Raw genomic sequence first — 14,073 nt, forward strand, 5'->3', positions numbered from 1 at the left:
CGGGGGTTTCCACGTGCGGGCGGACGGTCGGGAGGGGTGAGAGGACCACCTGATCCTCCGTACCGCCGCCCCAGGAAGGATGTACCAGTTTCCGGGGGATCCCAAGCCCCTCCCGGAGGAGGTCGAGTGGCAACCTTGGTCTCTGCCTGCGCTGACCGTACAATGAGCAATAAATAAATTACTCAACGTAATGTAAAGTAAGTCGTGTGTGATCGACAGGGGTGCCGATGATGCTCTAGTGCACCGCCGAAGCCGCTGAGGTGACAGTTCGGTACTGAAGGGGAACTCGGAGACATCACGTTCCGTCTGAAGGAGAACCTCTGGAGAGGATGGGCCCATCACAGGCGTGTATGGGGCAGTCGACACGGAGTGAATCCGGGAGGGAGGCGGGAGACGTGAGCATCTCGGAGCAACCAGCAGCCGACCAGGCGTCCGGTGAACGTCCCGGCTGGCCGATCCTTCAACAACCCCGGGGGTTCGTGGCCTGTCTGGGGTCGTTGGTTTTCGCCGTGCTGTTCCTCGTCGGTGCCACCGCCGCCCTGACCACGCCCGCCACCACGGACATGGTCACCTTCGTCGCGCTCATGCTGTGCGCGGCCGTCTCGGTGGAGGGCGTGCGCCGCCTGGGCCAGCCGCGCGGGATCTCGCACGACCTGCTGGGGGCCTGGTGGTTCCCCGTGGTTTTGCTCCTGCCGCCGATCTATGCGCTCCTGGCACCCCTTCCGGTCTTCGTGCTGCTTCAGACACGGGTGCGGTGGGCGTGGGTGCACCGGCGGGTGTTCAACGCGTGCTCGGTAGCCCTCTGCGGATTCCTGGCGTCGGTGCTCTGGCACGGGGTACACGCGGGTGACCCGATCGCCGGGTTGGGTGGTACCTCCGATGCCTCCTCCTCGCTCCTCTCCGTCGACGGGGTGGTGCTTGCGGTGCTGTGCTGCATGGCCTTCACCGGGCTCAACGCCGCCATGATCGCTTTCGCCGCACGTGTCAGCGACCGCCCCGAGCGGGGCCGGAGCACTGCCCTGGACCGTGAGGCGATCATGGTGGACGCCGTTGAATTATGCGTCGGGATCACCGTCGCCATCCTGGCCCAGGTCTCGCTCCTGCTGCTGGCCATAGCGATCCCCCCGACCCTGCTCCTGCAACGCAGCCTGCTCTACCAGCAGCTCCAGATCGCGGCGCGTACCGATCCCAAGACCGGGTTGCTCAACGCCCCTACGTGGGAGCAGGCCGCTGTGAAGGAGATCTCGCGGGCCCGCAGCACGCAGGGGCGTGCTGCTGTGCTCATCCTCGACATCGACCACTTCAAACGCGTCAACGACAGCTACGGCCATCTCTTCGGCGACCAGGTGCTGCTCGGGGTCGCCACCACCATCGGCCAGGAGTTGCGCCAGTCCGACCTGCTCGGACGGTTCGGTGGCGAGGAGTTCGTGGTGCTTCTGCCCGGTTCCGACATCGAGGAGGCCGGTCGTGCCGCCGAGCGGCTGCGGGCCCGGGTCGGCGACTTGGAGATCGCCGTGGACGACGTGCCCGTGGCGATCACCGTCTCGGTCGGTGTGGCCGTCGCCGGTGACCACGGGAACGACCTCGTCGAACTGCTCACCGCCGCCGATCTGGCGCTGTACCGGGCCAAGGAGACCGGGCGCAACCGGGTGTGCCTTCCCGCGGGGCGTCCCGGCCTGGGTGGGCATATCCCCGGGCCGAGAGAGGGTCACCTGCCGGGTTCCACCGAGGGTCACCTCCCCGGTTCCGCACCGGCCCAGCGGCCCTCCGGGGATATCACCTGACCGGCACCTGACCAGCGTTGTCCACAGGCGGTGAGAGGGCCGTTGCGGAGCGGGTCGGAGTCACTCACCGTGAGGTCATGGCCTCATACCACGCTCATCCCCCGTCCGATCCCTCCGACCCCGATGACAACCACGGCGACCCCGGCGGCTGCGACAGCACCGGCGGTAGCTCCGACACGGACAGCGCCGTCGCCGGGGGTGCTCCGGGCAGCGGCCATCCGGTGTCCGGGCCCGCCGACCCCGCACGGGCCGACCGCATCAGCCTGTCCTCACCCAACGACGTCGTGGCGACCATGCCCTATCTGGTCGGGGAGCCGCCCGAACCCGGTCTGGTGGTCCTCACCCTGCGCGGCACCGCAGTGCACTCGGTCCTGTGCCGCGACCTCGGGCGCACCGGTCCCCGTGACCCACTCACCTGTGCCGGGCCGCCGGTCGACAGCGCCATGGCCGAAGGGGCCGACGCCCTCGTCGTGGTCGGCTACGGTACCGCCGAGCAGGTCGCGGGCCACGTGGGCGGTCTCGTCACGGTGGCCGGACGCCGGGGGCTGGCCGTCCTGGAAGCCTTCCGGGTCCACGCCGGCCGATACTGGTCACAGATGTGCTCGCGCCCGGAGTGCTGCCCGCCCGAGGGGACCGGTCTCGACCCCGACCGGTCCACCGGGCCGGCCGACGCGGTGCTGCGCGGGCTGGTCCCGAGGCCACCCCTGCGCACCGTGCTGGGCGAGGTCGCCCGGGCCCGTCGGAACCTGGAGCCGCCCGGGTCGCTGCGGTCCGAGACGGTCCGTGCGGCCCTCACCGACTCCGAGGCCGAGGCCGATGGTCTCCGCAGGTCCGGCACCAGGGTCCTGCGCCGTTGCGGGGCGTCGGTGGTGCGTGCCGCGGTGGAGGCCGAACGCGCCGGTACCGGGCCCCACGGGGTCGACGAACTGGTGCGCCTGTCCGTGTTCCTGCGCGAGCGCCCGGTGCGCGACACCGTATGGGCCGCCATCACCCCCGGGACCGCCCGAACCCATCTGGATCTGTGGTCCCGTGTCACCCGCGCGGCCCGGGCGGCCGACCGTGCCGCGCCCGCCTCCTTGGCCGCCGTCGCCGCCTGGCAGCTCCAGGACCTGGTCCTGGCCCAGGCCGCGCTGGAAGCCGCCCTGGCCGCCGATCCGCACTACTCCATGGCGTTGCTGATGCAGCAGGCGGTGAGTGTGGGGTTGCCCGTGGAACGGTGGCTGGACCATCTCAAGGGGTATCCCGGGTGAGAAGGCCTCCTTGATCGGTCCGGGGCCGACACCACCGGACCGATCCTGCTCGGGGTTCGTGCTCCCGGGGTCGGGTCATTCGTCCCCGGCGGTGCCACGCGGGACGTAACGCTTGCGCCACGGGGCGGGAAGGGGCCGGCCGGAGACGATCCACTCGTGGAGCTCATCGAACTTCGCGTCCGCTGCGACGAGGTCCAGCCGCAGGCAGCGGTAGGCGTGTGCGGCCTGCTCCACGAAGTCCCAGAGTTCGGCCTCGGTCGCCCGGTCCGGAGGGGAGGACCACCCGACGCGCTCGGGACGGTCGCGCAGGTTTCCGGACACGACGTCGAAGAGATGGTCGGCGTACTGCTCGGGCGCGGACACGGGGTCGGGCCTGTCGTCGGGTTCCGTGAAGTGTTCACACACGGGGGTCAGTCCTTCCTCGATGGGCATCCCCGGGGATCGCCGGGGTGGGGGAGCGCTCGGACGGTGCCCCGGGGAACCGACGCAGGGTTGCGGCGGTCTCCGGTGCCGTCTGGGGCCAAAAGGTGCTCCCCATGACCGGACGCGACCACGGCGGGGGTATGACGCGTCCTCGCCCGTTCGATTCCGCACGGCTTCATGCGGCCGTGGGTCCTCGGGGCCTGACGGTGGAGCGGTCCGCGTCGTCCGCACGGCCGGGCGTGAGCACGCTCCAGGTCGGTGATGCGGAGCGCGGACACCGGCCTCCGCCCCCGGTACCGCTGCCGCCATGGACGCGGCGCCGGAAACCGGCGAACGTTGCCAGAAGCTGTGGGACGATTCCCTCGGAACGGGATGGCCCGCGTGGCCGCAGGAGTCGGTTTTCGTGCCGCCGTACCCGAGTGCCCCCGCCCCTGGCCCAGGAAGAAAACCGGCCCGAAAAGTGTCCTGGTCGGAGGGGATCGGGACCGGCCCGACGGTCGCGCACGAGACGCACGAAGACCCCGTCCACCACGCTGCTCCGATCCCGCGCACGCACGAGCTCTCCACAGCGGTCACAGAGTGTCCCCGCTCCGTCTGCGCTCGTGGTCCTGACAATCCCCCTGACACCCTAGGCTGGGAGACATGCCGGAGTACATCTACACCATGCAGAACGTGCGCAAGGCGCACGGCGACAAAGTCGTCCTGGACAACGTTTCGGGGTCGTTCCTGCCCGGAGCCAAGATCGGCGTCGTGGGCCCCAACGGGGCGGGTAAGTCGACGCTTCTGAAGATCATGGCCGGCATCGAACAGCCGTCCAACGGAGAAGCGCGGCTGATGCCGGGGTTCACCGTCGGGCTGCTCGCGCAGGAACCCCGCCTCGACGAGAACAAGACCGTCCTGGAGAACGTCGAGGACGGCGTTCGCGAGACCAAGGACATGATGGTCCGCTTCAACGAGATCGCCGAGAAGATGGCGACGGACTACTCCGACGATCTCATGGAGGAAATGGGCAAGCTGCAGGAGCAGCTCGACCACCGGGGCGCCTGGGACCTCGACAGCCAGCTCGCGCAGGCCATGGACGCCCTGCGCTGCCCGCCCGGGGACGCGTCGGTGGACAGCCTCTCCGGCGGTGAGAAGCGCCGTGTGGCCCTGTGCCGCCTGCTGCTCGAACAGCCCGACCTGCTGCTGCTGGACGAGCCCACCAACCACCTGGACGCCGAGAGCGTGAACTGGCTGGAGTCGCACCTGGCCAGCTACCCGGGCACCATCGTGGCCATCACTCACGACAGGTACTTCCTGGACCACGTGGCCACCTGGATCCTGGAGCTGGACCGCGGCCAGTTCTACCCCTACGAGGGCAACTACACCACGTACCTGGAGACCAAGGAGTCCCGTCTCAAGGTCGAGGGCCAGAAGGACGTCAAGCGCCAGCGCCGCATCAAGGAGGAGCTGGAGTGGGTCCGCTCCAACCCCAAGGCGCGCCAGACCAAGTCCAAGGCCCGTCTCCAGCGGTACGAGGAGATGGCCGCCGAGGCCGACAAGACCCGGAAACTGGACTTCGAGGAGATCCAGATCCCGCCGGGCCCGCGCCTGGGAGACAGCGTCGTCGAGGTCGACAACCTCTCCAAGGGGTTCGGCGACCGTGTGCTCATCGAGGACCTCAACTTCTCCCTGCCGCCCAACGGCATCGTCGGTGTGATCGGCCCCAACGGTGTCGGTAAGACGACGCTGTTCCGGATGATCATGGGCGAGGAGACCCCCGACGAGGGCAAGATCAATATCGGTAACTCCGTGGAGATCTCCTACGTCGACCAGTACCGGGGCCGTATCGACGACTCCAAGAACGTGTGGGAGACGATCTCCGACGGTGAGACCTTCATCCAGGTCGGCAACGTCGAGATCCCCAGCCGTGCCTACGTGGCCGCGTTCGGGTTCAAGGGGTCGGACCAGCAGAAGCCGGCCGGGGTCCTCTCCGGTGGTGAGCGCAACCGCGTGAACCTGGCGCTGACCCTCAAGCAGGGCGGCAACCTGCTGCTGCTGGACGAGCCCACCAACGACCTGGACGTGGAGACCCTGGGTTCGCTGGAGAACGCGCTCCTGGACTTCCCGGGCTGCGCCGTGATCACTTCCCACGACCGCTGGTTCCTGGACCGTGTGGCCACCCACATCCTGGCTTGGGAGGGCGACGCGAACTGGTTCTGGTTCGAGGGCAACTTCGAGTCCTATGAGAAGAACAAGGTCGAGCGCCTGGGGCCGGAGGCCGCGCGTCCGCACGCGGTCACGCACCGCAAGCTCACGCGCGGCTGACGGCCGCCTGAGCGACCAGTGGGTCTCCGGCTGAGCGTACGGGGGTCCGGCCGATCGGGTCGGGCCCCCGACGTGTGTGCGGGTCCGGGGCCGTCGAGCGGGCTCCGTCCCACTTGTGCCGAGAGGGTGTCGCATAGCCTGGGGCGATGACTTCCGCGCGTGATGACCAGCAGAGCCAGGGAGACGAGCCGGTACGCATGACGTTCTACGAGGCCGTGGGCGGGGAGGAGTTCTTCACCCGCCTGGTGGGCCGTTTCTACGAGGGTGTGGCCCAGGACGAGGAGCTGCGGGCCATGTATCCGGAAGAGGATCTGGGCCCGGCCGAGGAACGGCTGCGCCTGTTCCTCATCCAGTACTGGGGCGGGCCGCGCACCTACAACGAGCAGCGCGGCCACCCGCGCCTGCGTATGCGCCACGCCCCCTTCCGCATCGGTACGCATGAGCGCGACCTGTGGCTCGAGCACATGCGCGCGGCCGTGGACTCGGTGGAGCTGCCCGAGCCGCTGGAGCGCCAGTTGTGGGAGTACATGGTCATGGCCGCGCACAGCATGGTGAACGTGCCCGAGGAGACGGTGGAGCCCCGGGTGTCGAACCCGGCCTCGGTGTCGGTCTCCTCCGACAACAGCGACGACGATGACGACGGTGAGGCCGTCACGATCTCCCTGAAGTGAGCGGTCCCGGACCGGCCCGCCGGGTTCAGGCGTAGTCTGCGAGGAAAGCGCGCTCGGTGGCGTCGAGCCGCCGGGCGCGCTGCGCCTGCACGTCGAAACCGACGAGCACGGTGCGGGCACGCAGGTAGACGGTGTCCTCGTCGAGGATCTCGTAGGCCAGGGTGAAGCTGGAGTTGCGCACTTCGGTGACCCACAGTTCGACCCGGACGGGTTCGGTGCGCGGCAGCAGCGGAGCGAGGTAGTCGGCCTCCTGGCGTGCGACGACCATCGCGCCGAAGAGCTGGTCCTTCTGGTCGGCCCGCCCGAAGTGGAGAAACGAGATACGGGCGTCCTCCAGGTAGGTCAGCATGCGCACGTTGTTGACGTGGAACTGCGGGTCGAGGTCGGCGTAGCGGACCTGCTGCAGGTGCACGTGGCGCCGGGGCGTCTCGGTCGCGGTCGGCCCGGCCTCGGTCTGTGTCACGTCGTGGATCCTCTCGTGGGGCACTCCTGGGGGGCGGACGTCTCCGATTGTCCCAACATCTCCGAGGAGGGTGGGTTACTCCCGAGTAGTGAAACGCTGTGTTCTTCCTCTCGAGAGGGCGGACGTGCTCCGGAACCGACCCCTGGGTCCGAGCCACCCAGGGGTCGGGGCGCCAGCCGGGAACTAGCTCAGGTGGTGGGCCAGGAAAGCGAGCTGTTCGGAGTTGAGCGACACCCGCCGGGTCACCGAACGTGCACTGTGGCCGACCTCCGACTCGCGCCGCAGCAGCACGGGCTGTTCCTGCGGCTCTGCCGCTGTCGCCCACTGCATCTGCGCACACAGCTTGCGCGCGTGCAACGGGTCCACACGGGTGTCGTTGTCGAAGACCGTGAACAGCGTCGCCGGGTACCTGGTGCCCTCGTGCACGTTGTGGTAAGGCGAGTAACCCAGCAGCCATCCCAACTGCTCGGGGTCGTCGGCGGTGCCGTACTCCACGTTCCAGAGCTGCCCCAGGCCGAAGTGCTCGTAGCGCACCATGTCCAACAGCGGCGCCGAGCACACCGCCGCGGCGAACAGGTCCGGCCGCTGGGTGACCATCGCCCCGACCAACAGACCGCCGTTGCTGCCACCCAGCACCGACAGTTGCTCCGGTGTGGTGACCCCGGTGGCGACCAGGTGCTCACCGGCGGCGATGCAGTCGTCGAAGACGTTCTGCTTGCGCTCGAGCATGCCGTCCCGGTGCCACTCCTCGCCCTCTTCCAGACCGCCGCGCAGGTTCGCGACCACGTGGACACCGCCCGACCCCACCCAGGCCAGGGCCGTCGGGGAGAACGCCGGAGGCTGGGAGATCCGGAACCCCCCGTAGCCGTACAGGATCGTGGGACGCGGCCCCTCGGCCTCATCCGCGGGCGAGACCACGAGCATCCGTACAGGGGTGCCGTCCGCGGACGTGTAGGTCACCTGCTCGACCTTCACCTCCGGGACCTCGATCTCGCCGGGCGCGTGCGCCCACGCGGTCACCTCGCCGGCCAGAGCGTCGTAGCGGTACACCGACGAGGGATGTGTGGTGTCGGTGTAACCGAACCAGGCCTCGTGCCCTCCGTCACGGCGCTCCACGATCCCGCCGATGGTGCCCAGCCCAGGCATCTCCAGGACACCCAGGAGCTCTCCCGTGGACAGGTCGTGCCGGGTGATCTCACTGACCGCGTGCCGGGCCCAGGCCACCAGCAGCTCGGGCCGGGCCAGGTCGGGGCCGTCCAGGATCGCGTAGTCCTCCATGACCGCCTCGGCGTCCTCCGGGACCAGTTCGGTCCAGTCGCCGGGGGAGACGGGGTCGGCCACACACAGGCGTCCGCGTGGGGCGTCGCGGTCGGTGAACAGGTACAGCTGCCCGTTCCGGCCCACGTACGGGCTGAGGGCGGAGCCGTCGTCCTCCTGCAGGACCGCGAACTCCGGTGCCGCGGGGGAGGAGACCGCCAGGTCGGCCAGGCGCACCTCGGTGGCGGCGGAGGTCCCCCGGGAGGTGGTGACCGTGAGCCAGCGCCCGTCATGGCTGAGTGCCGGCAGATGGAAGTCGGCCATGTCCCGGCCCTGGCCGAAGACCAGCACGTCCTCCTCCGCCGGGGTACCCAGCCGGTGCAGGTAGACCCGCCGGTGGTAGTGCTCCTCGCCCTCGGGAACCTGGTCCGAGGGCAGCCGGCGCACGTAGTAGAAGGCCGAGGAGTCCGGGAGCCAGGCTACGGGGCTGTAGCGGCCGCGGTCGATGGGGCCGTCCACGACCTCCCCGGTGTCGATGTCGGTCACGCGCAGGACCGACTCCTCGTCCCCGCCCTCGGAGAGCTGGTGGGCGAGCAGGCGGCCGCTCGGATCGACCTTCCAGGCGTCGAGCGTGGTCAGGCCCTCGGGGTCGAGTGCACCGGGGTCGACGAGCACGCGCTCGCGCCCGTCCTCCTCGGCCATGAGCAGTACGGCGTGCTCCTGCCCGGGGTCGCGCCGCATGAAGAAGCACCGCCCACCGACATGGGCGGGAGCGCCGACCCCACCGGAACCCATGAGGGCACGCAGGTGGAGGGCGAACCGCTCTCGCCCCCCGTATTCGGCGCTCGCGCGCGCGTAGAGGGCGTCCTGGGCCTCGGACCACTCCTTGGTCGCGGAGGAGTCGGCCTCTTCCAACCACCGGTAGGGGTCGGGGACGGTGTGGCCGTGCAGATTCTCGGTGAGGTCCAGCCGTTCGGCGGAGGGGTAGCGGAGTTCGTGCATGCTCCGCAGCTTATCCAGTCCTCCGAAGCGCTCCGGAAAGTGTTTACGGCGACACGGAATGGCCGTCGAAAACGGAGAACACACGGTTTCGACCAGGTCCGACGTAAATTGGGGTGGCGCCAGAGTGGTCCGAACCAGCAGACTGAATGCGGGACGCAACTCGGCGGGAACCACCGGGAGGTCCGTGTGGCAAGGCGAACAGAACTACCGATCCTCGGGTCGGTACACGAGGAGATCTCCTGGTCGGCCGACCGGCCGGCCGGGGACGAGACATGGTCGCCGGGTGCGGCGGCCAGGGTGAGACGATGAGTGCCCGGAACGGCGGGACGATCGGCGCGACGCCCGGAAGAAGGCACGTGCTTCTGCTCAATGCCAGCTTCGAACCGCTCACGACACTGCCGCTGCGCAGGGCCGTCCTGCTCGTTCTGCGGGAGAAGGCGGAGGTCGTGCACCAGGACGAGGCCGGGGCGCTGCTCCACTCGGCGACGAGAGCCTACGAGGTGCCTTCGGTGATCCGGTTGCGGCGGTACATCAACGTTCCCCACGCCCGGAGGGTGCCGCTGACCCGAGTGGCCCTCATGCGGAGGGACCGGCACATGTGCGGTTACTGCGGTAAACGGGCGGAGACCATCGACCACGTCATTCCGCGCAGCCGCGGCGGCGCACATGTTTGGGAGAACGTGGTGGCCGCTTGTAAACCTTGTAATCACCGAAAGGCCGACAAGTTCTTGGATCAGATCGGCTGGCAACTCAACGTCACTCCGAAGGTGCCCAAAGGCCCGCACTGGCGTTTGATCAACGGTGACATCCACGGTGACCCCCAGTGGGAGCCCTACACCGGGCATCTCGCGGCCTGAGACACGACGGGCCGACCACGTCCGCGTCCCGGTCGGTCCCGCACGTGATCGCCCTCCGTCGCGGCCCGTCCCGAGCGGGCCCGGTGGAGGGCGGATCCCTGTCCGGGCCGGGGCGGACGTCCCAGGGCCCGATCACCCCCACCCGCCGCCGACCCTCGCGGAGGCCTGGCGGCGCAGTCCTGGTCGAGAGCCTCGGAAGACCTCCACCGCACAGGGCCTATGCTCTGCCCATGCCGAGATATGAGTTCCGTTGCCGGGAATGCGGCGACACCTTCGAACTGAGCCGCCCGATGTCCGGGTCGGACGACCCCGCTTCCTGCCCGTCGGGCCATGGTGACACCGTGCGTCTGCTGTCCACGGTCGCCGTGGGCGGACGCGCAGCCGCCCCCGCGCCCTCCGGTGGCGGAGGGTGCTGCGGGGGCGGCTGCTGCTCCTGACGGATCCGTCCTCAGCGGGCGGGCCCCGTTCGGGTCGGACCCCGGTTCCTGTGCGGGGTCCGGGGTCCGTCACTCCTCGATCTGGGCCACGTCGCGGGCGGCGCCGGTGTGGGCGGAGGTGGCCATCGCGGCGTAGGCCCGCAGCGCCGCGGTGACCGGCCGCTCGCGGTCCTGCGGACGGAACCGGCCCAGCTCCTTGAGCAGCCGTTCGCGGCGGGTGTCGAGCTCGTCCTCGGGCACCTCCAGGGACATCCCGCGGTCGGGGATGTCGATGGAGATGGTGTCGCCGTTCTCGACCAGGGCGATGTCGCCGCCCGCGGCCGCCTCGGGGGAGGCGTGGCCGATGGAGAGCCCGGAGGTACCGCCGGAGAAACGCCCGTCGGTGATGAGCGCGCACGCCTTGCCCAGGCCGCGGCCCTTGAGGAAGCTCGTGGGGTACAGCATCTCCTGCATGCCGGGGCCGCCCTTGGGGCCCTCGTAGCGGATGACCACCACGTCACCGGGCTCGATCTGCTTGTTCAGGATGCCCTCGACGGCATCCTCCTGCGACTCGAAGACCTTCGCGGGCCCGGAGAAGGTCCACAGTTCCTCCTCCACACCGGCGGTCTTGACGATCGCGCCCTGCGGGGCGAGGTTGCCGAAGAGCACCGCGAGCCCGCCGTCCTTGGTGTAGGCGTGTTCGTAGGAGCGGATGCAGCCCTGTTCCCGGTCGGTGTCGAGGCTGTCCCAGCGGGTGCTCTGGGAGTAGGCCTTGGTGGTGCGCCTGCCGCCGGGCGCCGCGTGGAAGAGCTCGACGGCCTCGGGCAGCGGCGACTCGGAGGCGATGTCCCACTCGTCGATGAATGCGCCGATGGTCTTGCCGTGCACGGTCGGCAGGCTGGTGTCGAGCAGGCCGCCGCGGGCGAGCTCGCCGAGGATCGCGGGGATGCCCCCGGCCCTGTGGACGTCCTCGACGTGGTACTTGTCCGTGTTCGGTGCGACCTTGCACAGGCACGGGACCCGGCGCGAGACCTCGTCGATCTCCGGCAGCCCGTAGTCGACGCCGGCCTCGGTGGCGGTGGCCAGCAGGTGCAGGATCGTGTTGGTGGAGCCCCCCATGGCCACGTCCAGGGCCATGGCGTTGCCGAAGGCCGCAGGGGTGGCGATGGAGAGCGGCAGGACCGAATGGTCCTCGTCCTGGTAGTAGCGGCGGGCGGCCTCCACGACGCGGTGGCCGGCCTGCTCGTAGAGGGCGCGGCGTGCGGTGTGGGTGGCCAGGACGGTTCCGTTGCCGGGCAGCGCCAGCCCCATGGCCTCGGTCAGGCAGTTCATCGAGTTGGCGGTGAACATGCCTGAACAGGAACCGCAGGTCGGGCAGGCGTTCTCCTCCATCTCGTCGAGCTCCTCCTGGGAGACGCTCTCGTCGGCGGAGGCGATCATCGGGTTGATGAGGTCGAGCTTCTTGACCTTGGTCGCGGTGCCGTCCACGACGGTGACCTTGCCGGCCTCCATGGGTCCGCCGGAGACGAACACGGTGGGGACGTTGAGGCGCATGGCGGCCAGCAGCATCCCGGGGGTGATCTTGTCGCAGTTGGACACGCACACCAGGGCATCGGCGCAGTGGGCGTTGACCATGTACTCGAGGGAGTCGGCGATGAGTTCACGGCTGGGCAGTGAGTAGAGCATGCCGCCGTGGCCCATGGCGATGCCGTCGTCCACGGCGATGGAGTTGAACTCGCGGGGGACGCCCCCGGCCTCACGGATCGCGTTCGCCACGACCTCGGCGACCTCGCGCAGATGGACGTGTCCGGGGACGAAATCGGTGAAGCTGTTGGCCACGGCCACGATGGGTTTGCCGAAGTCCTCACGCTCCACGCCGGTGGCGCGCATGAGGGCACGCGCGCCGGCCATGTTCCTGCCGTGGGTGACCGTGCGTGAACGTAGGGGTGGCATCGTAAGACTCCCATCGTTGCGGGGTGAGCGTTCCTCGATGGTAGTCCCTGGCGGGGTGCGCTTTGGTCTCAGGAATGGAGATAATGCGTCCGTATTATGAGATGCCTTCTCGAAGGGCGCAGTTGGGGCGCCCCTTTCCTTCCCGGCCGTGGCCCGGAGTCCGGCTCTCGTGCGGCGAACCCGGCCCGATCCGGGGCGAGGGAGCCGAGGGCGGTCCGGGAGGGGAAGCGGCCCCGGACGTACTGGGGGCCCGGGGCCACGTCATCGCGGTCGGCCCCGGGCCCGGATTCCACGTACTCGTGCGCGGCCCTCAGTGACGGGGCGGCAGAGCCTTCTTCGCGGCCTGATGGATCTCCTCGATCTCGGTCTCCGTCAGCCGGTCCCGCCCGGTGCGCAACCACTTGCGCACCTTGGTCCCGCTGATGATGTCCACGCCCCGCAGCCGGTGGCTGTCCCAGGACATTCCGGGTCCGTAGATGGCCAGGGAGGCCCGGACCTTGATGTCGCGGCCCAGTTCGGCGCTGATGAGCTCCTCCGCGCGCTTGGCCTCCTCCAACGCCTCGTCGATGCGCTCGTTCTTGGAGAACCGCCCGTGGTAGAGCTTCTCCAGCTTGTTGCGCAGGGGCAGGCGCTTGTCCCACGACTCGGAGTCGATGGAGAACGCGCCCCGCCGGCCCACGATGAAGTGGTCGATCTGGCCGTTGCCACCGGGAACGGACCGGGCGTGCAGTACCCGGTAGCCGAGCTGCTTCATCACCTTCAGCTGGACCTCGGTGCGCCGTTGCGCCGAGGAGGGCTTGCGCCAGCGGGGGATCTCCGAATCCCTCCGGGAGCTGTAGGCGGTCCAGGCGATCATGAGGACGATGCCCAGGGTCGCGCTCACCGCCCACTCGGAGGTGAGGAGGCCGAACACGGTGGTGATCGCCGCTGCCGTGCCGATGCGTACGCCCCACTTGCGGGCGGACACGTTCGCCAGGAGCGCTCCGTACACCGGTGCGCCCGAATTGCCCTGGCTCTTGCGTTGGTTCGGGAAGAAAAGGGTTTCGGGGTCATCTGGTTCCTGGTTGTCCGACGTCTGTTCGGGGTCGTTCGATCGCGTTGCCGATTCCACGTCGGACAGGTTAGTTCCATCCATATCCGAGTCCTAGTGCATGACATCTCACACGGTTGTTTCCTCGCTCTTCTGCACGGGCGCGTGTGCGTGCGAGGAATCGGGGAAAGGTCATGTCTTCGTCGGTCTCTCTGGAGAAGTGGGCGCCATCTCCGGGGGTGCCCCCTCTGGTGCCCGCTAACCTGAGGCCCCATGACCCAGATTCACGACCTTCCGGCACACCGGCTGGCTGCGTTGGTCCGCAGTCGTGAGTTGTCGCCTGTTGAGGCCACTGAGCACGTTCTGCGACGCACCGAACAGCACGACCAGACCTTAGGGTGCTTTATTTCGGTTATCCCGGAAATGGCCATGGAGCAGGCCCTGAATGCGGAGAAACGGGTCATGGACGAAGCGCCGGGCGCCCTGCCGCCGCTTCTCGGGGTGCCGGTTCCGGTCAAGGACCTCGAACCCGTCGCGGACGTACCCGTGACCCACGGTTCCCGCCCCTACCGTGACGCCGTCGCCCCTGCCGACAGTGGACTCGTCACCCGCCTGCGCCGGGCCGGTGCGGTCCTGACCGGCAAGACCAACACCCCCGAG

Annotated in this window: 12 protein-coding genes; 7 read left to right on the top strand and 5 right to left on the bottom strand. The window is 69.1% G+C overall.

Translation table 11 applies throughout. The features are described 5' to 3' along the window. Positions 1 to 395: 395 nt before the first annotated feature. Both D473_RS0109560 and D473_RS0109565 read left to right on the top strand, forming a co-directional pair. Positions 396 to 1,784, top strand: coding sequence for a GGDEF domain-containing protein (locus D473_RS0109560; RefSeq protein WP_017608855.1), 1,389 nt, complete (start codon positions 396 to 398; stop codon positions 1,782 to 1,784). 77 nt (positions 1,785 to 1,861) lie between these two features. Next, positions 1,862 to 3,034 carry a DUF4192 domain-containing protein gene (locus tag D473_RS0109565; RefSeq protein ID WP_017608856.1) on the top strand — a complete coding sequence of 391 codons (1,173 nt, stop codon included), beginning with the start codon at positions 1,862 to 1,864 and terminating at the stop codon, positions 3,032 to 3,034. A 75-nt stretch (positions 3,035 to 3,109) separates the two neighbouring features. Here the strand turns inward: D473_RS0109565 and D473_RS0109570 are convergent, their stop codons facing one another. After that, positions 3,110 to 3,439 carry a hypothetical protein gene (locus tag D473_RS0109570; protein WP_152436804.1) on the bottom strand — a complete coding sequence of 110 codons (330 nt, stop codon included), beginning with the start codon at positions 3,437 to 3,439 and terminating at the stop codon, positions 3,110 to 3,112. Between the two features lie 660 nt (positions 3,440 to 4,099). Here D473_RS0109570 and ettA point away from each other — a divergent pair. Next, positions 4,100 to 5,764 carry an energy-dependent translational throttle protein EttA gene (gene ettA, locus D473_RS0109575; protein ID WP_017608858.1) on the top strand — a complete coding sequence of 555 codons (1,665 nt, stop codon included), beginning with the start codon at positions 4,100 to 4,102 and terminating at the stop codon, positions 5,762 to 5,764. Positions 5,765 to 5,910: 146 nt separating this feature from the next. Then, positions 5,911 to 6,435, top strand: a complete 525-nt coding sequence (locus tag D473_RS0109580) for a globin (RefSeq protein WP_017608859.1) — start codon at positions 5,911 to 5,913, stop codon at positions 6,433 to 6,435. Positions 6,436 to 6,460: 25 nt separating this feature from the next. Here D473_RS0109580 and D473_RS0109585 read toward each other — a convergent pair whose 3' ends face one another. Then, the gene (locus D473_RS0109585; RefSeq protein ID WP_026126790.1) at positions 6,461 to 6,898 is read right to left on the bottom strand and encodes an acyl-CoA thioesterase; all 438 of its coding nucleotides are present in this window, start codon (positions 6,896 to 6,898) and stop codon (positions 6,461 to 6,463) included. Positions 6,899 to 7,081: 183 nt separating this feature from the next. Continuing rightward, positions 7,082 to 9,157 carry a prolyl oligopeptidase family serine peptidase gene (locus tag D473_RS0109590; RefSeq protein ID WP_017608861.1) on the bottom strand — a complete coding sequence of 692 codons (2,076 nt, stop codon included), beginning with the start codon at positions 9,155 to 9,157 and terminating at the stop codon, positions 7,082 to 7,084. A 356-nt stretch (positions 9,158 to 9,513) separates the two neighbouring features. On the opposite strand from D473_RS0109590, the gene D473_RS0109595 reads away from it, so the two are divergent. Together D473_RS0109595 and D473_RS26485 are read left to right on the top strand one after the other, a co-directional pair. Beyond that, complete coding sequence (locus D473_RS0109595; RefSeq protein WP_017608862.1) at positions 9,514 to 10,014, top strand: HNH endonuclease; 501 nt, start codon at positions 9,514 to 9,516, stop codon at positions 10,012 to 10,014. 230 nt (positions 10,015 to 10,244) lie between these two features. After that, complete coding sequence (locus D473_RS26485; protein WP_026115883.1) at positions 10,245 to 10,451, top strand: FmdB family zinc ribbon protein; 207 nt, start codon at positions 10,245 to 10,247, stop codon at positions 10,449 to 10,451. Between the two features lie 69 nt (positions 10,452 to 10,520). Here the strand turns inward: D473_RS26485 and ilvD are convergent, their stop codons facing one another. Both ilvD and D473_RS0109610 read right to left on the bottom strand, forming a co-directional pair. Further along, the gene (gene ilvD / locus D473_RS0109605; RefSeq protein ID WP_017608863.1) at positions 10,521 to 12,383 is read right to left on the bottom strand and encodes a dihydroxy-acid dehydratase; all 1,863 of its coding nucleotides are present in this window, start codon (positions 12,381 to 12,383) and stop codon (positions 10,521 to 10,523) included. A 310-nt stretch (positions 12,384 to 12,693) separates the two neighbouring features. Next, positions 12,694 to 13,518 carry a nuclease-related domain-containing protein gene (locus tag D473_RS0109610; protein ID WP_051043011.1) on the bottom strand — a complete coding sequence of 275 codons (825 nt, stop codon included), beginning with the start codon at positions 13,516 to 13,518 and terminating at the stop codon, positions 12,694 to 12,696. Positions 13,519 to 13,686: 168 nt separating this feature from the next. Between D473_RS0109610 and D473_RS26490 the strand changes: the two genes are divergently transcribed. Further along, on the top strand, positions 13,687 to 14,073 hold a 387-nt coding region (locus D473_RS26490), incomplete at its 3' end, for an amidase family protein (RefSeq protein ID WP_241474746.1).

This window comes from Nocardiopsis xinjiangensis YIM 90004, from assembly GCF_000341145.1.
In the GTDB taxonomy this organism is placed as follows: Bacteria; Actinomycetota; Actinomycetes; order Streptosporangiales; family Streptosporangiaceae; genus Nocardiopsis; species Nocardiopsis xinjiangensis.